Source organism: Klebsiella sp. Q11, assembly GCF_964241505.1.
GTDB classification, from domain to species: domain Bacteria; phylum Pseudomonadota; class Gammaproteobacteria; order Enterobacterales; family Enterobacteriaceae; genus Klebsiella; species Klebsiella michiganensis.
This window is the reverse complement of sequence record NZ_CAXSXW010000005.1, coordinates 210,348-234,275: the sequence shown is the minus strand read 5'-3', so window position 1 is coordinate 234,275 and position 23,928 is coordinate 210,348. Positions and strand designations below refer to the sequence as shown.

Genomic DNA, 23,928 nt, shown 5'->3' with positions numbered 1-23,928 from the left:
TACCGGTCCGCAGATGACTGAAAACCCGTAGCCCTGCCGGGGAAATACCTCTTATTGACTGTACCCACAATAAACAACCCTGCAAAGGAGTTGAAGATGACTACCCCCTTAAAACGCAGCAACGTGCGTTACGGCATATTACTGTTTTTATTTCTGGCTACCGTATTTAATTATGCCGACCGGGCAACGCTGTCCGTCGTCGCGCCTATTATGAGCAAAGAGTTAGGCTTTGATCCCGAGGCGATGGGGCTGGCCTTTTCAGTTTTTGGTATCTCCTACGTCATTATGCAAATACCCGGCGGCTGGCTGCTGGATAAATATGGTTCGCGGCTGGTCTACGGCTGCGCGCTGATTGGCTGGTCAGTCGTCACCATGTTTCAGGGAACGATCTATCTGTTCGCCAGCCCATTGATCGTACTGGTGATTCTGCGTCTGATGATGGGCGCGATAGAAGCCCCCGCCTTTCCCGCTAACAGTCGTCTGAGCGTACAGTGGTTTCCCAATAAAGAGCGCGGGTTCGTCACCTCGGTCTATCAGGCCGCGCAGTATATTTCCCTGGGAATTATTACGCCGCTAATGACGATTATTCTGCATAATTTAAGCTGGCACTACGTATTTTATTATATTGGCGCTATCGGCGTGGTGCTGGGGATATTCTGGCTGGTAAAAGTAAGAGATCCCTCTTACCATCCAAAAATTAACCAACAGGAGCTCGACTATATTCGCGAAGGCGGCGGCGAGCCGGAATTAGGTACGAAAAAAACGCAGCAGAAATTAACCCTCGCGCAGATTAAAAGCGTCTGCGTTAATCGCATGATGATCGGCGTGTATATCGGCCAGTTCTGCGTAACGTCCATTACCTGGTTCTTCCTGACGTGGTTTCCCACCTATCTCTACCAGGCCAAAGGTATGTCGATCCTCAAGGTCGGTTTTGTCGCCAGTATCCCGGCCATTGCCGGATTTATCGGCGGACTGCTCGGTGGGGTATTCTCAGACTGGCTGCTCAAACGCGGCTACAGCCTGACGACCGCCCGCAAGCTGCCGGTGATCTGCGGCATGCTGCTCTCCTGCGTGATTGTCGTCGCCAACTACACCACCTCGGAAGTGGTGGCGATCGCCGCCATGAGCCTGGCCTTCTTTGCTAAAGGCTTCGGTAACCTCGGCTGGTGCGTGCTGAGCGACACCTCGCCGAAGGAAATGCTGGGAATTGCCGGCGGGGTGTTCAACATGTGCGGCAACCTGGCGAGTATTATCACGCCGCTGGTTATCGGCGTGATCCTCGCTAATACCCACTCCTTTGATTACGCCATCCTGTACGTCGGTTCCATGGGCGTGCTGGGCCTGTTCTCCTATCTGTTTATCGTCGGGCCGCTGGATCGTTTGACGCTGACCCCGCGCGCCGCCTGATTTAAAACCCTGGCGAGCATTCGCCTCCGCTGTTTCGCATCACACTCCTGCGAAACAGCGGTTTTTTAGTAGGTTATCCCCGGCGGATTCACCTCCGATTGCGTCACCTCTTCGCCCTGCTCTCCCCAGCGCGCCAGCACTTTCTGATACTCGCCGCGAGCAATCGCGCCGTTCAGCGCCGCCTGCAGCGCCGGAGCCAGGCCGTTGCCCTTTTTGGTCGTGGTGGCAACGTACGCTTTTTTCGGCCCCAGGCCGACGACTTTGGTTTTGCCGCTGAGCGCCGCTTTATAGGCCGCCACCGACTGCGGCCCAAAGAACACGTCCGCGCGACCGGACTGAATATAGAGGTTACCCGAGGCGTCATCGGTCAGGTAGACCGGCAGCGCGGGTTGCCGCCCGGCGGCTTCGTTTTCGGCGTTCCAGCCGAGCAAAATCCGCTCCTGGTTAGTCCCGGACCCGACGATCACTTTTTTACCCGCGAGATCCGCCGGACCGCTCACGCGGGCGATATCGCTGGTTGATTTCACGGAAAAGGCCAGAGAGTCAACGCGATAGGTTGCAAAATCAAACTTCTCTTTCCGCTGCTCGGTCACCGCAATATTGACCAGCGCGACGTCGTAGCGTCCGGAAGTAATCCCCAGCGGCCAGACCTCCCAGGCGGTGGGCACCAGCTTTAGCTTCAGCCCGAGGCTGCCGGCCAGCAGCCGGGCAATATCCGGGTCGCTGCCGATACGCGTGCGGTTATCGCTGGCCAACAGCGCCAGCGGCGGCGAATTGAGCGCCGAAATCGCCACCGTTAAGGTACCCGGCTCGACGAAGGCGTAATTTGCCGGGATCTTCGCGATCGCCTGCTCATCGCGGGTCACCGGCAGCGGCTGCTCGTTGGCGCGCAGGTCGATAGCCGCCTGCGATGCCGCAGATAAAGAGAGTAGTGTCAGGGCCAAAAGTCCGTTTCTCATGCCGCTAATACCCTCGATAAGAACTGCCGCGTACGCGGATGCTGCGGTTGGTTCAGCACGGCGTCGCTGCTGCCCTGCTCGACTATCTTGCCGTCGACCATAAACACCACCCGGTCCGCCACCTCTTTCGCAAAACCGATTTCATGGGTGACCACCACCAGTGTGGTGCCGGAGCGCGCCAGCTTTTTAATCACGTCCAGCACTTCCCCCACCAGCTCAGGGTCGAGCGCGGAGGTCGGTTCATCGAACAGCATTACCCGCGGGTTAAGCGCCAGCGCCCGGGCAATAGCGATGCGCTGCTGCTGGCCGCCGGACAGGTGCCGCGACCAGGCGTCGGCTTTATTGCGCAGTCCGACCACGTCCAGCAGTTCATACGCCCGCGCGATCGCCTCTTTGCGGGTCGCCTGCTTATGGGCGATGGGGGCCTCAATCAGATTTTCCAGCACCGTCAGATGCGGGAACAGGTTGAAGTTCTGAAATACGTAGCCGACGTTAACCCGCTGGCGGAGGATCTCTCTCTCTTTCAGCTCGTAGAGCTTGTCGCCTTTACGGCGATAGCCGATATAGTCGCCATCGATCTGAATAAAGCCTTCATCCACGCGCTCCAGATGATTAATCGCCCGCAGCAGCGTCGATTTTCCCGAACCGGACGGCCCGAGTATCACCGTCACCGTGCCGGGTTCGATTTCCAGCGAAACGTCATCAAGCGCTTTATGGCGGCCAAAATATTTGCTGACGCCGGTGATGGAGATATGGCCGTTACGAGAGTTGGGCATGGGCGGACTCCTGGGGTTGTGGGCGACGAATGGACTCAACGCGACGGCTGCTGCGGGCGCTATTGACCGCCGAGCGGCGTTCGCTGCGGGCCAGTCCGCGCTCGACCAGATACTGGATCAGCGACAGCACGCTGGTGATCGCCAGATACCAGGCGGCGCCGACCATCAGCAGCGGGATCACTTCCTGGGTGCGGTTATAGATCATCTGGATGGTGTAAAACAGCTCCGGCATCGCCAGCACGTAAACCATCGCCGTCCCCTTGGCGAGGCTGATAATTTCGTTAAAGCCCGCCGGTAAAATGGTGCGCAGCGCCTGCGGCAGAATAATGCGCAGGGTCCGACGGCTGGCCGGAAGCCCCAGCGCCGCCGCCGCTTCATACTGCCCGTGATCGACCCCGAGAAAGCCGCCGCGGATAATTTCGGCGGTGTAGGCGCTTTGCACCAGGGTCAGCCCGACAACGGCGGTAGAAAACTGCCCCAGCACGTTGATGGTCTCAAAGCTGGCCCAGCGAATCGCGGTGAACGGAATGCCTATCGCTAGCGTGTCGTAAAGATAGGAGAAGTTGTAGAGAATAATCAGCACTACGATCAGCGGCAGCGAGCGGAACAGCCAGATATAGCCCCAGGCCAGGCTGCTCAGCAGCCATGAACTGGAGAGCCGTGCCAGCGCCAGCAGGCCGCCGAGAATAACGCTCAGCGCCGTTGCCAGCAGGGTCAGCAGCAGCGTCTGCCCGAGACCTTCAAGGATCACCGGGTCAAAGAACCAGCGGGCAAAGACGCGCCACTCCCAGCGCGGGTTAAAGGCGACCGATTGAATCACCACCGCCAGCACCAGCAGCGCCAGCAGCGCGCCTACCGCCCGCAGCGGATAGCGCGCGGGGACAACCTTAATCGTTTCCTGGGTATGCATATTGGCTCCTTAAGCGCTCTGGCTCAGCGCGCTGACCGCCAGCGCTTTCGTAAAGCGCAGTCGACCATCGAACGGCGGCAGGCTGTACTCTTCCGGATCGCGGCTGAGGTCAAACTGCGCCTCGTAGCCCTGGCTCAGGTAGAGCCGCACCGCTTCCGGCTGCCGAAAACCGGTGGTCAGATAGATATGGCTGTAGCCTGCGAGCAGCGCCCGTCGCTCCAGCTCCTGCACCACTTTCGCCGCCAGCCCCTGCTGGCGCAGACGACGATGGGTCCAGATACGTTTGATTTCTGCCGTATGGGCATCTTTCGGTTTGTACGCGCCGGTGGCGATAATTTCCCCTTCGCGCTCCAGCACGATAAATAGCCCCTGCGGCGCCAGATACCATTCAGTCAGCTCGACTTCGGCATCGCGGGAGAAATAGTCGCCGTAGCGCGCGGCGTACTCGCCGAACAGGCCCTCAATAATCGGCTGCAGCTCCGGCGCTTCCGGGGAGACATCGCGGAATAGATCGCTCATCATGCCTCCTGTTAGTCGCCGAGTCCGGCCGGGTTGATTTCCGATTGCGGAATGCTCTCCACGCCTTCCCCCCAGCGGTTCAGCACCTTCGCGTAGTCGCCGCTGCGGATTGCGCCGTTCAGCGCCGTCTGTACCGGTTCAACCAGACCGCTGCCTTTTTTCACCGTCACGGCAATATGCGCCGCCTTCGGCCAGCCGCCGTCAACGCTGCCTACCAGCTTGGTTTTGCCGGTCAGCGCCGCTTTCCACGCGCCGATCACGTTGGGGCCGAAGAAGGCGTCGGCGCGCCCGGACTGCAGCGCCAGGGTCTGGGCGGCGTCGTCTTTGGTGTAGACCGGCGTAAACGGCTTCAGCCCCTTCTTGAGATTCTCGGCGTTCCACGCCAGCAAAATGGCTTCCTGATTGGTGCCGGAGCCGACGATAATCCGCAGCCCGGCAATATCTTCCGCTTTTTCAATTTTGCTCAGCGGACTGGTGCTCTTGACGTAAAAACCCAGCGAATCTTTGCGGTAGGTGGCGAAATCAAACTTCTCTTTGCGCTCTTTGGTCACGGTGATATTGCTGACCGCCGCATCATATTTGCCGGAAGCGACGCCGAGCGGCCAGTCCTCCCACGAGGTGGGTACCACATTCAGCTCCAGCCCGAGGCTGTCGGCCACCAGGCGGGCGATATCCACCTCGCTGCCGAGCAGGGTTTTGTTATCGTCAGAAAACACGGTCAGCGGCGGTGAGTTCAGCGCGGCGACCGCGACCGTCAGCTTACCCGGCACCGCCAGGTGGAGACCTTTCGGCAGCTGCGCGATAGCCTGCGGGTTTTTCGCCGTATGAATCGGCGTTTTGTTGGCTTCGAGGCTCACGCCGGTGCCGTTGATCGTGACGTTCTGCGCCCAGGATGACGCGCTAACGGCCAGCGCCAGCGCCAGCGCCAGTAATAGCGATTTTTTCTGCGTTTTCTGCATAGCGGGTGTTCTCTATTATTGTTTTTGGAATTGATTCACGGGCTCTGCCAGCCCTAAGCTTTCGCGCAGCGTGGTGCCGGGATATTCCCGGCGGAATAGTCCGCGCTGCTGAAGAATCGGTACCACCTGATCCACAAAGCGCGGGAAGGTATCCGGCGTACCGCCCTGGATAATAAAACCGTCCGTCGCGCGCTGTTCAAACCACTGCTGCAGACCATCCGCCACCTCTTCGGCGGTTCCGGCAAAGCGCGGTCGCGGGCTGGCCGCCTCCAGCGCCACCTGGCGCAGTGTCAGGCCGCGTTCGCGGGCATTGCGTTTTATCTCGTCGGTGGTGCTGCGAAAGCTGTTCTGCCCGAGGTCGCCGATATCCGGAAACGCCTCATCCAGCGGATACTGGGCAAAGTCGTGATGTTCAAAATAGCGGCCGAGATAATTCAGCGCGTCTTCAATCGATACCAGCGCAGCGGTGGTCTGGTATTGCTGCTCCACATCGTCGGCGCTGTCGCCAACGATGACGCTGACGCCCTGGAAGATATGTAGTTCGCTCTCCCGGCGGCCGTGCGCTGCAAGCTGGCTTTTGACGTCGCGATAAAAGGCCTGCGCCTCCGCCAGCGACTCCTGATGGGTAAAAATAGCGTCAGCGTGGCTGGCGGCTAACTTTTTACCGTCATCGGAGGCGCCCGCCTGAAAGATAATGGGTCGGCCCTGCGGCGTGCGGGCAATATTTAGCGGACCGGCTACTTTAAAGAAATCGCCGTGATGATTAAGCGTGTGCAGCTTATTTTTATCAAAGAACTGGCCGCTCTCTTTATTACGAATAAACGCGTCCTGCTCCCAGGAGTCCCACAGGCCTTTGACAACCTGCAGATATTCATCGGCAATACGGTAGCGCAGCGCATGATCGGGATGCTGGGCGCGGGAGAAGTTTTTTGCTGAGCCTTCCAGCGGCGAGGTGACCACGTTCCAGCCCGCGCGGCCGCCGCTCAGATGATCGAGGCTGGCGAACTGGCGGGCGGTGGTAAAGGGTTCGCTGTAGGAGGTCGACAGGGTACCGACCAGGCCTAAACGCGAAGTTACCGCCGCAAGGGTGGATAATACGGTGAGCGGTTCAAAACGATTTAAAAAATGCGGGATCGATTTTTCATTAATATATAAGCCATCGGCAACAAAAATAAAATCGAGCTTGCCCTCTTCCGCTTTTAACGCCGTCTGCTTGACGAACTCAAAGTTAATACTGGCGTCGGCCACCGCGGCCGGATGACGCCAGGCCGACATATTTCCCGATGCGCCGTGTAATATAGTACCAATGCGCAGCTGCCGTTGTTCAGACATCGTTAATCCTTAGTCAATGACCCTGAATAATTAAAGTGCTTTTAATGCCTGCTCTGCCAGATCGGCAAAGTAGTGCGCCGCCGGGGCGATTAAACGCTCATCCGGGTTAAACGCCGGATGGTGAAGACCAAATTCGCTGGCGCTGCCGATGCTGACGAACGCGCCGGGAATATGCTGAAGATAAACGGCAAAATCCTCCCCGCCGAGATGGAGATCCGCATGGTGCGTGCGGTAGCCAGACTTATCGGCCACGTCGCTGGCGAAAGCGGCCCAGCGCTCATCATTAACCAGCGCGGTCGGTCCGGCGTACCAGAAGACATCGATCTGCGCGCCGAAGGCGCTGGCGAAGCCGGCGGCAATCTCGCTTACCCGCGCTTTCACCCGCTGCTGGACTGCGCTGCTGTGGGTGCGCAGCGTACCTTCCAGCTCGACGCTTTCCGGCAGGACGTTCCAGGTATTGCCGCCCTGAATCCGCGTGACGCTAAGCACCACGGAATCAAGGGTATTCACTTCGCGGCTGGCGACGCTTTGCAGCAGGGTCACCAGCTGGCTGGCCAGCAGAATGGCGTCCTTCCCTTCATGAGGCCGGGCGGCGTGAGCGCCTTTGCCGGTCACCTTAAACACAAAGCGATCGACGTTGGCGTAAAACGCGCCGCCTCGGGTGGCGAATTCGCCCACCGGCAGACCCGGTTCATTATGCATACCGAAAATGGCGGAAACGCCCTCCAGCACGCCGGCGCGAATCAGGGTTTTCGCGCCGCCGAAGCTCTCCTCCGCCGGCTGGAACAGAATACGGACGCGTCCCGCCAGCTGCGCTTCGCGTTGTTTCAGCAGTAAGGCCGCGCCAAGGATCACGCTGGTATGAATATCATGCCCGCAAGCGTGCATTACGCCGGCATTCAACGAGCGAAACGGCACGCTGGCCGCCTCTTCGATAGGCAGCGCATCGATATCGGCACGCAGGGCTATCACCTTATCGCCGCTGCCCACTTCGGCAACCGCGCCGGTTTTCAGTTCATAAGGCAGCAGGCTGATGCCGCCGCTCTGCAGCCAGTCGCGAATACGTGCGGTGGTGTCGACCTCCTGCAGCGAGAGCTCGGGGTACTGGTGCAGTTCGCGCCGCCAGCGAATTAACTGTTCGGAAAGGCTCATGGCTGCACCTCCGCGCTCAAATGCGCCCGGGCCAGCAGGCGCAGGGAGTTAAGGCGCGCCGCGCCATCGTTAATGGGCGTGTCGATAATAAATTCGTCGATGTTCCAGGCCGACTGCAGGGCATCCAGCTGCGCTTTCACCTGTTCCGGGGTGCCGAACAGCACCGCCGATTCCCGCCGGGCGATGCGCGTCGGCCTGCTGCCCGCCTGACGGGCAAAGGCGGCCGCCTGCGCTTCGCTGCCGACGGTGACCCGCTGGCCGTTTTCCAGCTCAACGCCCCACGTTTCGACGGATTTTGCCAGCTCCGCCGCCGTCGCGGCCTCTTCGGCCACGATGACCTGGACGGCAATAATCGCGTCTCGACGGCTCAGTTCGCGCCAGCGGATTAACACCTCGCGCAGCAGCTGCTTATCGCCGTTGAGATGGGCGGCGAAGACGAAGTTCCAGTCCAGCTGCGCCGCAAGCTGCGCGCTCTCCAGGCTGGCGCCGAGCAGAAAGCCGTCGGCGCGACGCGGCGGGATCGGCGTTGCGCGGACGCTCTCCTCACCGTCGGTTTCGGTCAGCGACAGCCAGTTGTCGAGCTGCGCCAGCTGGTCGGCAAAACGCCCCTTTTGCTGTGGGTTAAGCCCCTGCTGCAACGCGCGAGTGGAGAGCGGCAGTCCGCCAGGGGCTTTGCCCACGCCCAGATCCACGCGGCCCGGAGCGAGGGAAGCCAGCATATTGAAGTTTTCCGCCACTTTATACGGGCTGTAGTGCTGCAGCATGACGCCGCCGGAGCCAACGCGAATCCTGCGGGTCTGGCCAAGGATCCAGGCAATGGCCAGCTCTGGCGACGGACTGGCGAGCTGGCCAGTATTGTGGTGTTCGGCTATCCAGAAGCGATGATAGCCCCAGGCTTCCGCCTGTTGCGCAAGCGTTAATGTACGCGCCAACGCCTGGGCAGCCGTTTCTCCGGCTGCCAGCGGGCTTTTATCCAGGATACTGATTCGATAAGACATTTCGCAGGCTCATGTGGATTAACATGACTGCATTATTAGAAGCGCCCGCGGCTGGTGAGAAACAATTTATTTACATGTGCTCTGCCGGAAATTAGATATGCGGTGAGGTAACTGCCCCGGAGGCGATGCTGCGCTTAGCCGGGAAGAAGCCGCAGCAATGCCACGTGACGACACATTCCCCGGGTTGCGGCGTAAACGCCTTACCCGGGCTACGGGTTCCCGGCAATCCGCAGCCCGGTAGCCCGGCTAAGCGCAGCGCGAGCCGGGAAGAAGCCGCAGCTATGCCACGTCGCGGCATATTCCCCGGGTTGCGACGTAAACGCCTTACCCGGGCTACGGGTTACCAGCAATCTGCGGTTCGGTAGCCCGGCTAAGCGCAGCGCAAGCCGGGAAGAAGCCGCAGCAATGCCACGTCACGGCATATTCCCCGGGTTGCGGCGTAAACGCCTTACCCGGGCTACGGGTTACCGACAATCTGCGGTCCGGTAGCCCGGCTACGCGCAGCGCGAGCCGGGGGATTATCGGCTATTCTGCCGAAGCTCGCGCACCAGCGCCTCGGTCTGCTGCTGGTCGCGTAAACGAACAAAGCGAATGTGTTGATACTGCGGGTCCTGCATATCCGCCAGGTAACGCCGGCGATTGTTGCGCCAGGTTTTCAGCGTCCAGAGAATAATAGAGTCCCGGCTAAAGAAAGAGCGGCGGAAGGTTTCGCAATTGCCGGTGCCGGGCCACAGCTCCTGCCGTCGGCTTGCGCGTGAAGCCGCGCGACGGACCGCCTGGCGGATCGTGCGCCAGAAGCTGTAGTCCACCCACACCACCAGCTCCACATCGCGCCATTTTACCGGGCGGCTGCGGTTATAGTTGCCGTCCAGCACCCAGCCGGGCGTGGCGAGCGCGGCGGTGAGTTTGGCGTAGAACTCATCGTCCGGCGTCCCTTGCCACTCGGGCAGCCAGTAGAGCACATCCATTTCAATATAAGGCAGTGACAGTTCCTGAGCCAGCCGACGCGCGAGGGTGGATTTGCCGACGCCGCTGGTCCCTACTACGTTGATTTTCATCGTGGTCTCTCGGGCAAAACGCGGGCGGAGAATAATAGCGCAATAACGTTAAAACGATGAGCAAAATTTCCCCATCATGCGCGAACGCCGAAAAGCTTCCGATCTCATTGATATTTAAGCAAGTGCTGTCCGCAAATCTTTTGCGTGCGTCCATTTTCCGATACGTGTAGGATTCTCCGCCATGCTCGCTTATCTCATTCCTCAGAATGATGAGAGAGCCAGCAGCACGAACCACTTCATGGACATTGACAGGAAAATAGCGACATCAATGAATACAAAACACTCTAGCGTGGCGGAGCAGCACGCTGCCAAACGCCACTGGCTGAACTCGCAGGAGTCGGGCTACCACAAGGCGATGGGCAACCGTCAGGTGCAGATGATTGCCATCGGCGGCGCGATTGGTACCGGCCTGTTCCTCGGCGCGGGCGCGCGCCTGCAGATGGCCGGACCGGCCCTGGCGCTGGTTTATCTGGTCTGCGGCCTCTTCTCGTTCTTTATCTTACGCGCGCTTGGCGAGCTGGTGCTTCATCGCCCCTCCAGCGGCAGCTTCGTCTCCTACGCCCGCGAGTTCCTCGGCGAAAAAGCGGCTTACGTTGCGGGCTGGATGTACTTTATCAACTGGGCGATGACCGGGATCGTCGATATCACCGCCGTCGCGCTGTATATGCACTACTGGGGCGCGTTTGGCGACGTTCCGCAGTGGGTCTTCGCCCTCGGCGCGCTGGCGATTGTCGGCACCATGAACATGATCGGCGTGAAATGGTTCGCCGAGATGGAGTTCTGGTTCGCGCTGGTGAAAGTTCTGGCGATCGTCGCGTTTCTGGTGGTCGGGACTATTTTTCTTGGCAGCGGAAAGCCGCTGGATGGCAATGCCACCGGTTTCCACCTGATTACCGATAACGGCGGCCTGTTCCCGCACGGCCTGCTGCCGGCGCTGGTGCTGGTACAGGGGGTGGTGTTCGCCTTCGCCTCTATCGAACTGGTGGGTACCGCCGCTGGCGAGTGTAAAGATCCGCAGACCATGGTGCCGCGCGCCATTAACAGCGTTATCTGGCGTATTGGTCTGTTCTACGTTGGCTCCGTGCTGCTGCTGGTGCTGCTGCTGCCGTGGAATGCCTATCAGGCCGGGCAGAGCCCGTTCGTCACCTTCTTCTCGAAGCTGGGCGTGCCGTATATCGGCAGCGTGATGAATATCGTGGTGTTAACCGCCGCGCTCTCCAGCCTCAATTCCGGCCTCTACTGCACCGGGCGTATTCTGCGCTCCATGTCGATGGGCGGTTCGGCGCCGAAGTTTATGTCGAAAATGAGCCGCCACCACGTGCCCTACGCCGGGATTCTGGCGACGCTGGCGGTGTATGTCGTTGGGGTATTCCTCAACTACCTGGTGCCTTCGCAGGTGTTTGAAATTGTCCTTAACGTCGCGTCGCTGGGGATTATCGCTTCATGGGGCTTTATTGTGGTGTGCCAGATGCGCCTGCGTAAGGCGATCAAGGAAGGCAAAGCGGCGGACGTTAGCTTCAAGATGCCGGGGGCGCCTTTTACCTCCTGGCTGACCCTGCTGTTCCTGCTTAGCGTGCTGGTATTAATGGCTTTCGATTATCCGAATGGGACTTATACCATCGGTTCGCTTCCGCTGATTGCCGTTTTGCTGGTCGCCGGCTGGTTTGGCGTGCGCAAGCGCGTGCATGACATTCATAGCACCGCGCCGAATATTGAAAAACAGCAATAAATCACTTTGCGGTTTGCCTCACCGGGCAAACCGCAACCGCACAACTTAATTATCTTCCACCAGCTGGGCCACATCGCTGCTGTTAATCTGGCGCTTATTGCCCGACTCATCAGTATAGCTGGTCATTCCGGTATCTTTATCCAGCTTCGGCTTGCCCTGCGTTACGATAGTCTGCCCGCTTTTTGTCGTCATGACATAGTTTGAGCTACAGCCCGCCAGAAGAGCCAGCATCGCGCCGGCGCAAACAACCATTAATGATTTTTTCATCTTTTCTCCAGGATTAATGCCACCGTCCCGCTTGCGCAGGAAAGCCGTAAGTTTATAGCCATTACATTTATCAGGCTAATAAGTGTTTGTAACAGAGGGTGATATCTGGATGGGTGCGGTTTTCGGTCAGACAGCAAACAGTGCATTTTGTAGGCCGGGTGAGGCGTAATCCGCCACCCGGCTGCAGTGCGAACACACTGATGGCGGGAGAGGTTGCCCCCTCCCGTCAGGATCACAGCGCGATGCGGATAACGTCATCCGGCTGGGTCGCCTCTTTCTGACGCGTCGACTCCTGCTTCACGCTGACGTACAGCGTTTTACCATCGGCGGAGAGCGTCAGGCTGTTCGGATGAGTCGGCGTTTTGAAGGTCTTGACCACTTTGTAGGTCTTACCATCGATCACGCTCACTTCGCCGGCTTTACGGTGCGTCACGTAGGCTTCATTGCGGGTCGGGTTAAACAGCACGGCCAGGGACTCCGGCGCGGCGATCTTCTCCAGCACTTTGCCATCGCGAATATCGACCACCAGCACTTCCGGCTGTTTACCGTCGGTGATAAAGGCGCGATGTCCGGCGGTATCCAGGCTCAGGTTGAGATAGAAGTGCTCTTTGCCATCATCCTGCAGCTTTTTACGCGACAGGATTTTGTTGCTGGTGCTGTCGATAGTCACCAGTTCCCCGTCGGCATTGGTGGTATAGATACGGTTCGCTTCCGCGTCCAGCGCCAGGCCGGTCGCCATTGCGCCAGTATTGGCGATGGTGTCTTTCAGCGTTAGCTTGTCGCCATCCACCACCCAAATCACGCTCTCTTTACCCAGCCCGGTGATGTAGACGGTGTTGGTTTTCTCGTTGACCGCCAGCTCGCGCGGGGCCAGCGGACGTACGGTTTCGCTGCGCTGGCGGGCGTCAAGCACCAGACGCCCTTTCACTTTCCCGGTTTTAGCATCAATGGCGGTGACGGTGCTGTCGGTGGTGTTGCCAAACCACAGGGTCTGAGTGGCGTTATCGATCGTCGCGCCGAAGGGTTTCAGATCGTTATGAATAATCTGCGTGACTTCGAGAGTCGTCGGATCGAGACGGTAAACGATACCGCCTTTATCCAGCGAACGGCTTTGCGAGGTGGCCACCCACAGCGCATTCTCCTGCTGGCTATAGGCCATTTCGTATGCGCCCTTGCCGACGGCTTTGCGCAGCATTTCTTCCGCCGCGTGGGCGCTAAAGCTCCCCGCCAGCAGTAACGAAGTTAACAACAGTGAACGGCGCAGACGCGGCGCGGACAGATGACGTAATGACATGACGACTCCCTTTGATAAAACAAATATATGCCTGCTCGACAGTGCTTCCGGGGCGCAAAATCATCGCTTTGCGCTCTTCTTTGGAATGCGAATAGTAATCATTATTTATCGCAATGTGGAGCGTTAATTACCCGTAGCGCTCTCGGCATCACGCAATTCTTGCTATTTGTTAACTCAAATTCCGTTAAGTCTTTTCAAAAAATTTACAAAAGAGCTAACATATATACATATGTTCCGTTTGGTTCGTTTTGTGAGTAACTTTGATGAAAATCCTTTCCGTGCGCGCCGCCGCGCTCCCCGCTCTGATTTTGCCGCTGGTCTCCGCAGGGCCAACCGCTCTCGCCGCTGAACAGACTATGGTGGTTACCGCCGCGCCGTCGGCGGTTTCTGAACTCGATACCCCCGCCGCCGTTAGCGTGGTTAACGGCGATGAGATGCGTCAGGCCGCGCCGCGGGTAAACCTCTCCGAGTCGCTGGGCGCGGTACCGGGACTGCAGGTGCAAAACCGCCAGAACTACGCGCAGGATCTGCAGCTTTCGATTCGCGGCTTCGGGTCCCGCTCCACCTACGGCGTGCGCGGGCTGCGTATTTACGTCGACGGTATCCCGGCTACCATGCCCGATGGCCAGGGGCAAACCTCGAATATTGATATTGGCAGCCTCGATTCGCTCGAGGTGCTGCGCGGGCCTTTTTCCGCCCTGTACGGTAACTCCTCCGGCGGGGTGATCAACGCCACCAGCCAGACCGGAAGCCAGCCGCCCACTATCGAAGCCAGCAGCTACTACGGCAGCTTTGGCACCTGGCATTATGGTATGAAAGCGACCGGCGCGGTGGGCGACGGCAGCCACGCGGGCGACGTCGACTACGTGGTTTCCACCAACCGCTTCACCACCCACGGCTCCCGCGACCATAGCGGCGCGCGTAAGAATCTTGCCAACGCGAAGCTCGGCGTGCGCATCAACGACGTCAGTAAGCTGACCCTGCTGTTTAACAGCGTGGATATTAAAGCTAATGACGCGGGCGGCCTGAGCTACGACGAATGGCAAAATAATCCGCGCCAGTCGCCAAGAGGCGATGAGTACAATACCCGCAAAACCATCAAACAGACCCAGGCCGGTTTACGCTACGAGCGACAGCTGAGCGAGCAGGACGATCTGAGCGTGATGATGTACGCCGGCGAACGTGAGACCACCCAGTATCAATCGATTCCTCGCGCGCCGCAGCTCAAACCCACCCATGCTGGCGGCGTTATCGACCTGACGCGTCACTACCAGGGGATTGATACCCGCTGGACCCACCGCGGCGAGCTGCTGGTGCCGGTCACCTTTACCACCGGTCTTGATTACGAAACCATGAGCGAGCGCCGCAAAGGTTACGAAAACTTTGTTATGAGCGACGGCGCGCCGCAGTACGGTGAAAAGGGAGACCTGCGCCGCAACGAGCGTAACCTGATGTGGAACGTCGATCCCTATCTGCAAACCCAGTGGCAGCTCACCGAGAAACTCTCTCTGGACGCGGGCGTGCGCTACAGCTCGGTTTGGTTCGATTCCAACGATTATTACATTACGCCGGGCAACGGCGATGACAGCGGCGAGGCCAGCTATCATAAATGGCTGCCGGCAGGATCGCTGAAATATGCGGTAACCGACGCGTGGAACGTCTACGTCTCCGCCGGCCGCGGTTTCGAAACGCCGACCATCAATGAGCTTTCCTATCGCTCCGGCGACCAGGGCGGGCTGAACTTTGGCCTGCAGCCGTCCACCAACGAAACCGTTGAAATTGGCAGCAAGGCGCGTATCGGCAACGGCCTGTTGACCGCCGCGCTGTTCCAGACCGACACCGACAATGAGATTGTCGTCGACGCCAGCAGCGGCGGGCGTACAAGCTACAAAAACGCCGGGAAAACCCGTCGCCAGGGGATGGAGCTGGGGCTGGATCAGCAGTTCGGCGAGAGCTGGCGTTTAAAAGCGGCCTGGACCTGGCTGGATGCGACCTATCGTACCAACGTCTGTGATGATGCCAGCTGTAAAGGCAATCGCATTCCGGGGATCGCCCGCAACATGGGCTATGCCTCCTTTGGCTACCAGCCCGAAAAAGGCTGGTACGCGGGCAGCGATATTCGCTATATGAGCGATATTATGGCTAACGATGAGAATACCGCCAAAGCCCCATCCTGGACGGTGGTCGGCCTGACGACCGGCTATAAATGGAGCTACGGCAAAATGGATATGGATCTGTTTGGCCGCGTCGATAACCTGTTCGACCGCAGCTACGCGGGCTCGGTTATCGTTAACGAATCCAACGGCCGCTACTACGAACCGGCGCCGGGCCGTAATTACGGTATCGGTCTAAATCTGGCATGGCGGTTTGAGTAACGCTTAATTGCGGGACCTCAACGGGATCGCCCGCAGGATCCTGTTGAGGGTTAGCCGTGGATGCTCGATGGCGTTAAATCACGTTTCTTAACGACAATTCGAAAATGATCTTTTCCGCCTGGCAGGAGAAGGCAATCGAAGCCTCAAGCTTTGCCTCATCGCCGGCGGCCACGATGGTATAGTCGACCTGCGGCGGCTCGCTGGCGGGCGCGGCGGCCAGGGCACGTTCGCGGACGGCCGCGATGGTGGACTCGGCCTCTTCGCGGCTGGCGAAGTTTTTCTCTACCCGCCAGACGCAGTCCTCATTATCAATAATCGAGCCCACGTCAATGGCGCAGCCTTTGGTACTGCATTTATCTACAACATCTTTCATTGCGGTTACCTCTTGAAGTTTTCTTTAGAATAAGAATCCGTTGGCGGAAAGCAAACCATGAATATTTGTATGGTTGAGTCGTTTTATCATTATAGGCCTCCGCGAGAAGCGACTTTTTGCGCCACCGCATGGCTACCCCCTGATTGCGCAAGGATCAGGCAGATAGATTGGCAAGGCGTCGCGCGATATCGGCGCTCAATCGTGCACGTCATCACACTATCCTGCGCTAAGCCTCGTCTATACCGCTTTACGGCGTTACCCTTGTCACAAAATAACGCCAACAAGGAGCTGCTATGGCACTGCCAGTGATTATCGATTGCGATCCGGGTCATGATGACGCGATTGCCCTCGTTCTTGCCCTCGCCTCACCCGAACTCAATGTTAAAGCCGTCACCTCTTCCGCGGGAAATCAGACCCCGGACAAAACCCTGCGCAACGTCCTGCGGATGCTCACCCTGCTTAAGCGCCCGGATATTCCGGTAGCCGGCGGCGCGCTCAAGCCGTTGATGCGGGAGCTGATTATCGCCGATAACGTGCATGGCGAGAGCGGTCTTGACGGTCCGGCGCTGCCGGAACCGGGCTTTGCCGCCCAGACGTGCACCGCCGTCGAGCTGATGGCCAAAACCCTGCGCGACAGCGCCGAGCCGGTCACCATCGTCGCAACCGGCCCGCAAACCAACGTCGCCCTGCTGCTCAACAGCCACCCTGAACTGCATGCCAAAATTGCCCGCATCGTGATAATGGGCGGTGCGATGGTGCTGGGTAACTGGCAGCCGGCGGTCGAGTTTAATATCTACGTCGACCCGGAAGCGGCGGAGATCGTTTTCCAGTCCGGCATTCCGGTGGTGATGGCCGGGTTAGACGTCACCCATAAAGCGCAAATTCACGTTGAGGATATTGAGCGCTTCCGCCGCATTGGCAACCCGATATCCACCATCGTCGCCGAACTGCTCGACTTCTTCCTTGAGTACCATAAGGATGAGAAATGGGGCTTTGTCGGCGCGCCGCTGCACGACCCGTGCACCATTGCCTGGCTGCTGAAGCCGGAGATGTTTACCACCGTTGAACGCTGGGTCGGCGTGGAAACGCAGGGGAAATATACCCAGGGAATGACCGTGGTCGATTTCTACAATCTGACCGGCAGGAAGCCGAACGCAACGGTGATGCTCGATGTCGATCGCCAGGCGTTTGTTGACCTGCTGGCGGAGCGGCTGGCGTTTTACGCGTAAATCATCATAAAACCGGCAGGCGCGATGCCTGCCGGGAAAAAGCTACTCGTCAGGAGAGACGCGAACCACCACTTTACCGAAGTTCTCGCCCTTCAGCAGACCGATAAGCGCCTGCGGCGCGTTCTCCAGGCCGTCAACCACCTGCTCGCGGTATTTGATTTTCCCTGCCTGCACCCAGCGCCCCATCTCCTGCTGGAACTCGGCAATCCGGTGCCCGTAATCCTGGCCGATAATAAAGCCCTGCATACGGATGCGTTTTTTGAGGATTGTCGCCATCAGCAGCGGTAAACGATCCGGGCCGTCGGGCAGCGAGGTGGCATTGTAGCCGCTGACCAGGCCGCAAACCGGCACGCGGGCCGAGGTGTTCAGCAGCGGCAGTACTTCATCAAACACTTTCCCACCGACGTTCTCATAGTAGATATCGATCCCCTGCGGGCAGGCTTCAAGCAGTTTGACGGCGAAATCGGGCGCGCGGTGATCGATGCAGGCGTCGAAGCCGAGGGTTTCTACCGCATAGCGGCACTTCTCGCTGCCGCCCGCGATGCCCACCGTACGGCAGCCTTTCAGCTTCGCAATCTGTCCGACCGTTGCGCCAACCGGCCCGGTGGCGGCGGCGACCACCAGCGTTTCGCCCGCTTTCGGCTGACCAATATCCAGCAGCCCCATATAGGCCGTAAAGCCCGGCATGCCGAGGATCCCCAACGCCCAGGAAGGGTGTTCCGGGCTCTCGCCTAACTTCACCAGCCCGCTGCCGTCGGAGAGTTCATAATCCTGCCAGCCGCCGTAGCCCAGCACCCAGTCGCCGGGCTGATAATCATCATGGTTCGATGTCACGACGCGGCTCACGGTGCCGCCCACCATCACCGCGCCAACGGCGACCGGCGGCGAATAGGAAGGAGCGTCGCTCATCCGCCCGCGCATATAGGGATCTAAAGACAGAAAGACGGTGCGCAGCAGTAGCTGTCCCGGCCCGGGAGAAGCGACCTCACCCTCTTCCAGGCGGAAGTTTTCCCCGGTCGGCTCGCCGTGCGGACGGGATGCCAGCAGCCAGCGGCGGTGGCGTTGCGGATTGAAAGCCATAACAAACTCCTCTTTTGACAAGTCTGTATTGAGGCTAGCTGCTTTCCCGGCAACGCGCATTGACATTATGAGGCAGATTGATTGAGCCGGACCACCAGATAGATGCAGGGCTGCGTGGTTTCATTAATAAAGCGGCAGTCGTTCGGCGGCCCGAGCTCCAGGCAATCCCCCGCCTGCATTTCGTGGCGCGCGTTGCCTTCGAGAAAGACCAGTTCGCCCTGCTGTAGCCAGATGAGCTGCCGGGCCAGCGCATAGGATGACGCGGGCATAGGAACGTCGCTGCCAGCCGGAAGTTCCACCTGCACCAGATCGATAGGCAGGTCGCTACGCGGGGAAACGTGACGCCGAAGATAGTGGCTCTGCGGATCGTGCCACACCGGCTGATGAGCAAAACGCAGCAGCTTGCCTTCCTGCATCTCCGCCCTGGCGATCAGCGTCGACATGCTAATGCCGAAGGCGCCGGAAAGTCGTCCAAGCATCGACGCCGTCGGGCTGCTTTCGCCGCGCTCGATCTTGTGGATCATCGCCCGCGACGCCCCAGCCCGCTCGGCGAGTTCGCTGAGCGACCAGCCGCGGGATTCCCGCTCGATTCGGATGCGTGCGCTGATGCGCTGGTTGAGGTTGTCTTCTATAGTATTCATAACGTGACACTATAGTGTAGCCCTACTGTTTCTACAACCAGACGCCGATAGCGGCGATTATCGTGAAAAGGCCCGACGTAATACACCGCCGGGCAAGGCAGAAAAGGATGCAATCCGTTAACTAAAGCACCCTCAAGACCATAAATGAAAAGAAAATGCCCGTCAGATAAAGACGCGCAGCCCCACTGCGCCGAGATTGTCGTCAATATTCCACGCTTCATTATCGTTGCCCCAGGCTTTTTCGTAGCCGTATTCAAGATAAGTCACCGCGTTTTTCCCCAGCCAGTAATCGGTGCCTAATACCGTCGACTGGAAGTGCTGTCCCTCCATCGCATCGCCGCCCTGCGACCAGTTAAAATCAACGTACACGCCCCAGGCCGGGGTGATTTTAAATTGCGAGTCATATTCCAGACCGAGAACCGTTTCCTGGTCATCCCCCTGCTGGTTATTATGTTCGTAATGGCCGCTGGTCGCCGCTGTAACATCATTCACTTTATTGAGGTAATAAGTCACTTCCGCGCCGTTATACCAGGCATGATCGCCAACGCTTGTCGTATATTTCGCGTTCATGCCCATGCTATAAGTATTGCCGTCATAGGCATCGCCGTTATTATCGGTGTAATTAAAACAGTGGCCATTCGGGCCAAAATTCTGGCAGCCGCTGACTGACCCGCTATTTACCGTGTAATTGTTATACGCCACCGCGCTGGAGACGGAGAAGCCGTTATCCCACCGGTACTGCGCGGCAACCGCGGCGCCGCCGTGAACGGTGGCTGAACCATCGCGGTAAGCATCATGCAGGTTCGGCCCATCGCCGTAGGCCGCAAAGCCGATGCTGTCGACGTTGTCATTGCCTTGCCCCATGACGCCAATCGTCATATTTTTATCATTGTAATAATAGATTGCCGCGGAATTAATAATATCCGTCGACATTCCGGCGGTATCATGTTTCGCTTTACCGCCCCAGGCATAAGTCGTATCAATACCCAGCCCCCAGTCCGTGGGAGCATACTGTTTACCGAAGGTCACCACGCCATAGCGGTCATTGCCAATACCGGCATAAGCCTGCCGCGTATAAACATCATTGCCCTGGTCATCGGTGGCGGAATCTAAACCATGAACGCCGGTCTCATAATAACCGACGGCATAATTACTCAGGCCGTTCAGGTCAAAATTATGCCGCACGGCAACCCCCAGCCGCGAGTCATTATTCTGTATATTATGTTCCTGAGTATGATTAGAGTCCGTTTTGGCCATTAAACGTACGGATCCTAAAATACCAATTGCCGTATCGTCATTGCTCCACAGCGTCTCCCCTTTAGTCTGCGTCGCGGTATAAGCCGGTGCCGCCTGTAGCATATTGGTTTCAGCCGCCATGGTGGTATTGACTAATACGTCACCAATAATAATTGCCAGTATCGAAGGCACTACTACTCTCATATTTTTCCTACGCGCCATTGCTTCGCCCTTATTAGCAAAATGAATCCCTGCGTACAAATACGCATAATGGTATGAATGGAATATCGTTATAAAACCCACAAGAGTTATGCCGTATATTTTTCCATACGCACTCTGATTAATGACAATATATCCGCCGGGGTTAAGCTATTTCTATTGCGTAAAAATCAAAAAGGGAATGCTATCACAATGATTTGTATCATCTTCAATACAATCATGAAGTTATCGTGGCCACAACTTCATTGCTAAATGTCATCAAAATATAAAACCGGTAAATAAAAATTGAAAATATGACTGCCGGGTAATAGTGATACGTTTAATCAATTGTAAAACAGGAAGTATTGATTTGAACGATGAGACAGGAGAGCCCTGGACAGACAACTGACGGATTCGGCAAGCCTGAGGAAAAATTTATGCCTAAACCAGGTGACAGCCTTGCGTACATTATTGTAATAATACTGTACTACTATAGTGTACAAGCTTTGAGGACACCATGAGCATCCGCCATGCCAGCAAAGACGATTGCGCGGCAATCGCTGAAATCTACAACCATGCGGTCGTCCATACCGCCGCCATCTGGAATGACAAAACCGTCGATACCGACAACCGTATTGCCTGGTTCGAAGCCCGGCAGATAGCCGGTTATCCCGTGCTGGTGAGTGAAGAAAACGGCGTGATTACCGGTTACTCCTCCTTCGGCGACTGGCGCGCCTTTGACGGCTTTCGCCACACCGTCGAACATTCCGTCTATGTCCACCCCGATCATCAGGGGAAAGGGCTGGGCCGCAGCCTGCTCGTCGCCCTCATCGCCGAGGCGAAACGGCTGAATAAGCACGTCATGGTCGCCGGCATTGAAGCGCAAAATGAGGCTTCATTGCATCTGCATGAAACGCTGGGCTTTATCACCACCGGGCAGATGCCGCAGGTCGGCACGAAATTTGGCCGCTGGCTGGATCTGACCTTTATGCAGCTGCAGCTTGACGATCGCCGCGATCCGGACGGCAGCGCATGAATCAAACGCTGACCCTGGCCTGTTTAATCGCCGCTGGCGTCGGGCTGGTGCTGCAAAACACGCTGATGGTGCGCATTACCCAGTCCGCATCGACTATCCTGATCGCCATGCTGCTTAACTCGCTGGTCGGCATCGTGATTTTCGTGACAATACTGCTGCTTAAGCACGGCGCGGCGGGGTTTCAGGAGCTGGCGGTCAGCGTAAAGTGGTGGACGCTTATTCCCGGTCTGCTGGGCTCGTTCTTTGTCTTTGCCAGCATCAGCGGCTATCAGAACGTCGGGGCGGCAACCACGATTGCGGTATTGATTGCCAGCCAGCTGGTTGGGGGCTTAGTGCTAGATCTGATTCGCGCGCACCACGTCCCGCTACGCGCGCTGGTTGGCCCGCTCTGCGGGGCGGTGATGCTGGTTATCGGCGCCTGGCTGGTGGCCAGACGCCAGTTCTAGCGGCGTAACTAGTGAATCTCGCCGCCGCGGGTCAGCTGCTCCCGGCGAGCTTCCTGCTCCTCGTGCTGCTGGCGGCCGTGGTGGGCGATGGCGTTACGCAAACGCTGCTGCTGAACGTAGCGCTCTTCCCGCCCCAGCCCCGCGTCATCGCTCAGCGCGATCAGCAGTTCATTCATATGGCTAATAACGCTTTCGGCAATCGCGGCGTCCACGCGCGCGACGACCTCATCCAGATGCGACATGCTTCTCTCCTTCCGGCTTAATTGAGTTTAACTTTGGAAAAATCGCTGCCCATCAGGCTCACGCTGTAGCCGCTCACGTTGCTGCGCGTCGCGTAGAAGGTGTTACCGGTCGCCAGGGTGATCCAGGGGGCCTGCTGCTGAAAAATCTCCTGCGCCTGGGCGTAGAGTCCGGCGCGCGCCTGCGGGTCGCTGACCAGGATAGCCTTTTTCACCAGCGCATCGTAGGACTTATCGCACCAGCGGGCAACGTTAGAGCCGGTTTTAATGTTATCGCAGCTTAACAGGGTGCCGGCGAAGTTATCCGGATCGCCATTATCAGACATCCAGCCAAACAGCGCGCTGTCGTGCTCGCCTTTGCGCATGCCGGCGAGGTACTCACCCCATTCATAAGTAACGATTTTGGCTTTGATCCCAACCTTGCTCCAGTCATTTTGAATCATCTCGGCAATACGTCGGGAATTGGGGTTATACGGCCGCTGCACCGGCATCGACCACAGGGTGACTTCGGCTCCTTTTTCCAGCCCAGCCTGCTTGAGGAGATCTTTTGCTTTTTGCGGATCGTAGTCGTAATCAGGCAGATCTTTCTTATAGCCCAGCATATTGGCGGGGATCGGCGATTTAGCGACGCTGCCGGAGTCCAGGAAGACCGCTTTCACGATTGCCTGCTTGTCGGTAGCGTAGTTCAGCGCCTGGCGCACCAGTACGCTATCAAACGGCTTTTTCTCGGTATTAAAGGCCAGATAGCCAACGTTGAGTGCCTCAACCGCATACAGCGCCAGATCTTTATTGCCCTTAATCACCGGGAACTGTACCGGCGACGGCGCGGGAATAATCTGGCATTCATTGGTTTGCAGCTTCGCCAGCCGCGTCTCAACGTTCGGTGTGATCGAGAAAATCAGGTGTTTGGTCGGCACGTCACCGTCCCAGTAGTGCGGGTTGGCGACATAGCGGATCAGCGAATCCGCTTTATATTGCTGCAGCGCGTAGGGGCCGGTGCCAATAGGCCAGGTATCGACATACTCCGGGGTGCCTTTTTTCAGCATCGCATCTGCATATTCGGCAGACAGAATCGACGCAAAATCCATTCCCCAGTCGGCGAGGAACGCCGCGTTCGGCTCGTTCAGCACAAACTGCACGTGATAATCATCGATTTTTTTGACGTCTTTAATCAGCTTATCCAGCCCAACGTCGTGGAAGTATTCGTAATGTCCCTGGGAAACATTATGGTACGGATGGCTGGCATCTTTCTGCCGCAGCACCGAGAACAGCACGTCATCGGCGTTGAAATCACGGGTCGGCTTGAAGTATTTGTTGCTGTTGAACTGCACGCCCTTACGCAGGGTGAAAGTCCAGGTTTTACCGTCCGGGGAGACGCGCCATTCGGTGGCCAGCGAGGGAATCGGCGTATTTTTGACCGGGTCAAAGTTTATCAGGCGGTTATAAAGCACCTGAGAACTGGCGACAAAAGACGGGCCCGAGCTGGCAATCTGCGGGTTGAAAGATTCCGGCGAAGCTTCCGAACAATAGACCAGCGTATCGTTGCCCGCCGCCCAGGCGCCTGCCGCCGGCAGTAGCGCGCTCAACGCCAGCGCAAGAAACGTTTTCCCTGTAGACATGGTTATAAGCCTTATGAATTTGTTATAAGTCCTTTAATAACAGCACAGGAGAATTCAACCGGCAAATAATCAATTGCTATCAGGTTATGCTAAAAA

21 protein-coding genes and 1 pseudogene are annotated in these 23,928 nt (G+C 57.8%); 6 read left to right on the top strand and 16 right to left on the bottom strand.

Going from position 1 to position 23,928, the window contains the following annotated elements; translation table 11 throughout:
- Window positions 1-96 precede the first annotated feature (96 nt).
- Window positions 97-1,407, top strand: coding sequence for an MFS transporter (locus ACESQ2_RS10130; RefSeq protein ID WP_373170340.1), 1,311 nt, complete (start codon window positions 97-99; stop codon window positions 1,405-1,407).
- Between the two features lie 65 nt (window positions 1,408-1,472).
- Here the strand turns inward: ACESQ2_RS10130 and ACESQ2_RS10125 are convergent, their stop codons facing one another.
- The 8 genes and pseudogenes from ACESQ2_RS10125 to ACESQ2_RS10090 form a co-directional block, all read right to left on the bottom strand.
- The gene (locus ACESQ2_RS10125; RefSeq protein WP_373170339.1) at window positions 1,473-2,366 is read right to left on the bottom strand and encodes an ABC transporter substrate-binding protein; all 894 of its coding nucleotides are present in this window, start codon (window positions 2,364-2,366) and stop codon (window positions 1,473-1,475) included.
- Window positions 2,363-3,142 (bottom strand): amino acid ABC transporter ATP-binding protein, encoded by a 780-nt coding sequence (locus ACESQ2_RS10120; protein ID WP_049069861.1) that lies wholly within the window; start codon window positions 3,140-3,142, stop codon window positions 2,363-2,365. Before ACESQ2_RS10120 ends, ACESQ2_RS10125 begins: the two co-directional genes overlap by 4 nt.
- Entirely contained in the window at window positions 3,126-4,052 is a 927-nt protein-coding gene (locus ACESQ2_RS10115; RefSeq protein ID WP_014229255.1) for an amino acid ABC transporter permease, read from the bottom strand. The genes ACESQ2_RS10120 and ACESQ2_RS10115 overlap by 17 nt, the downstream gene beginning before the upstream one ends.
- 9 nt (window positions 4,053-4,061) lie before the next feature.
- On the bottom strand, window positions 4,062-4,571 hold the full coding sequence (locus tag ACESQ2_RS10110) for a GNAT family N-acetyltransferase (protein ID WP_004120729.1): 510 nt from the start codon (window positions 4,569-4,571) through the stop codon (window positions 4,062-4,064).
- A gap of 11 nt (window positions 4,572-4,582) precedes the next feature.
- Window positions 4,583-6,862, bottom strand: a pseudogene (locus tag ACESQ2_RS10105) (NtaA/DmoA family FMN-dependent monooxygenase).
- Between the two features lie 30 nt (window positions 6,863-6,892).
- On the bottom strand, window positions 6,893-8,014 hold the full coding sequence (locus tag ACESQ2_RS10100) for an amidohydrolase (RefSeq protein WP_046877302.1): 1,122 nt from the start codon (window positions 8,012-8,014) through the stop codon (window positions 6,893-6,895).
- The gene (locus ACESQ2_RS10095; protein ID WP_046877301.1) at window positions 8,011-9,012 is read right to left on the bottom strand and encodes an MsnO8 family LLM class oxidoreductase; all 1,002 of its coding nucleotides are present in this window, start codon (window positions 9,010-9,012) and stop codon (window positions 8,011-8,013) included. Before ACESQ2_RS10095 ends, ACESQ2_RS10100 begins: the two co-directional genes overlap by 4 nt.
- A 518-nt stretch (window positions 9,013-9,530) precedes the next feature.
- The gene (locus ACESQ2_RS10090; RefSeq protein WP_046877300.1) at window positions 9,531-10,070 is read right to left on the bottom strand and encodes an AAA family ATPase; all 540 of its coding nucleotides are present in this window, start codon (window positions 10,068-10,070) and stop codon (window positions 9,531-9,533) included.
- A 268-nt stretch (window positions 10,071-10,338) separates the two neighbouring features.
- Between ACESQ2_RS10090 and ansP the strand changes: the two genes are divergently transcribed.
- On the top strand, window positions 10,339-11,799 hold the full coding sequence (gene ansP / locus ACESQ2_RS10085) for an L-asparagine permease (RefSeq protein WP_025107878.1): 1,461 nt from the start codon (window positions 10,339-10,341) through the stop codon (window positions 11,797-11,799).
- 45 nt (window positions 11,800-11,844) lie between these two features.
- On the opposite strand, the gene ACESQ2_RS10080 is transcribed toward ansP, so the two are convergent.
- Entirely contained in the window at window positions 11,845-12,066 is a 222-nt protein-coding gene (locus ACESQ2_RS10080) for a YgdI/YgdR family lipoprotein (protein WP_009652277.1), read from the bottom strand.
- 232 nt (window positions 12,067-12,298) lie between these two features.
- Complete coding sequence (locus ACESQ2_RS10075) at window positions 12,299-13,360, bottom strand: YncE family protein (protein WP_014229249.1); 1,062 nt, start codon at window positions 13,358-13,360, stop codon at window positions 12,299-12,301.
- A gap of 263 nt (window positions 13,361-13,623) precedes the next feature.
- On the opposite strand from ACESQ2_RS10075, the gene pqqU reads away from it, so the two are divergent.
- A complete protein-coding gene (gene pqqU / locus ACESQ2_RS10070) occupies window positions 13,624-15,735 on the top strand; it encodes a TonB-dependent receptor PqqU (RefSeq protein ID WP_046877299.1) in 2,112 nt (703 codons plus the stop codon).
- A gap of 73 nt (window positions 15,736-15,808) precedes the next feature.
- Here the strand turns inward: pqqU and ACESQ2_RS10065 are convergent, their stop codons facing one another.
- On the bottom strand, window positions 15,809-16,108 hold the full coding sequence (locus ACESQ2_RS10065) for a DUF406 domain-containing protein (RefSeq protein WP_025107880.1): 300 nt from the start codon (window positions 16,106-16,108) through the stop codon (window positions 15,809-15,811).
- Between the two features lie 293 nt (window positions 16,109-16,401).
- Between ACESQ2_RS10065 and rihA the strand changes: the two genes are divergently transcribed.
- Window positions 16,402-17,337, top strand: coding sequence for a pyrimidine-specific ribonucleoside hydrolase RihA (rihA, locus tag ACESQ2_RS10060; RefSeq protein WP_025107881.1), 936 nt, complete (start codon window positions 16,402-16,404; stop codon window positions 17,335-17,337).
- A 42-nt stretch (window positions 17,338-17,379) separates the two neighbouring features.
- On the opposite strand, the gene ACESQ2_RS10055 is transcribed toward rihA, so the two are convergent.
- From ACESQ2_RS10055 to ACESQ2_RS10045, 3 genes are all read right to left on the bottom strand, one after another.
- Window positions 17,380-18,417, bottom strand: coding sequence for an NADP-dependent oxidoreductase (locus ACESQ2_RS10055; RefSeq protein ID WP_049071393.1), 1,038 nt, complete (start codon window positions 18,415-18,417; stop codon window positions 17,380-17,382).
- Between the two features lie 65 nt (window positions 18,418-18,482).
- Entirely contained in the window at window positions 18,483-19,058 is a 576-nt protein-coding gene (locus ACESQ2_RS10050; protein WP_025107883.1) for an XRE family transcriptional regulator, read from the bottom strand.
- A 162-nt stretch (window positions 19,059-19,220) separates the two neighbouring features.
- Window positions 19,221-20,516, bottom strand: a complete 1,296-nt coding sequence (locus ACESQ2_RS10045) for a porin (RefSeq protein ID WP_350082081.1) — start codon at window positions 20,514-20,516, stop codon at window positions 19,221-19,223.
- 493 nt (window positions 20,517-21,009) lie between these two features.
- On the opposite strand from ACESQ2_RS10045, the gene ACESQ2_RS10040 reads away from it, so the two are divergent.
- Both ACESQ2_RS10040 and ACESQ2_RS10035 read left to right on the top strand, forming a co-directional pair.
- Window positions 21,010-21,528, top strand: a complete 519-nt coding sequence (locus ACESQ2_RS10040; RefSeq protein ID WP_014838395.1) for a GNAT family N-acetyltransferase — start codon at window positions 21,010-21,012, stop codon at window positions 21,526-21,528.
- On the top strand, window positions 21,525-21,974 hold the full coding sequence (locus ACESQ2_RS10035) for a DMT family transporter (RefSeq protein ID WP_014229242.1): 450 nt from the start codon (window positions 21,525-21,527) through the stop codon (window positions 21,972-21,974). Before ACESQ2_RS10040 ends, ACESQ2_RS10035 begins: the two co-directional genes overlap by 4 nt.
- An 8-nt stretch (window positions 21,975-21,982) precedes the next feature.
- Here the strand turns inward: ACESQ2_RS10035 and ACESQ2_RS10030 are convergent, their stop codons facing one another.
- Window positions 21,983-22,216, bottom strand: coding sequence for a DUF2526 family protein (locus tag ACESQ2_RS10030; protein ID WP_014229241.1), 234 nt, complete (start codon window positions 22,214-22,216; stop codon window positions 21,983-21,985).
- A 17-nt stretch (window positions 22,217-22,233) separates the two neighbouring features.
- Window positions 22,234-23,832: an ABC transporter substrate-binding protein gene (locus ACESQ2_RS10025; RefSeq protein ID WP_046877296.1), complete on the bottom strand. Its 1,599-nt coding sequence runs from the start codon at window positions 23,830-23,832 to the stop codon at window positions 22,234-22,236.
- Between the last annotated feature and the right edge of the window lie 96 nt (window positions 23,833-23,928).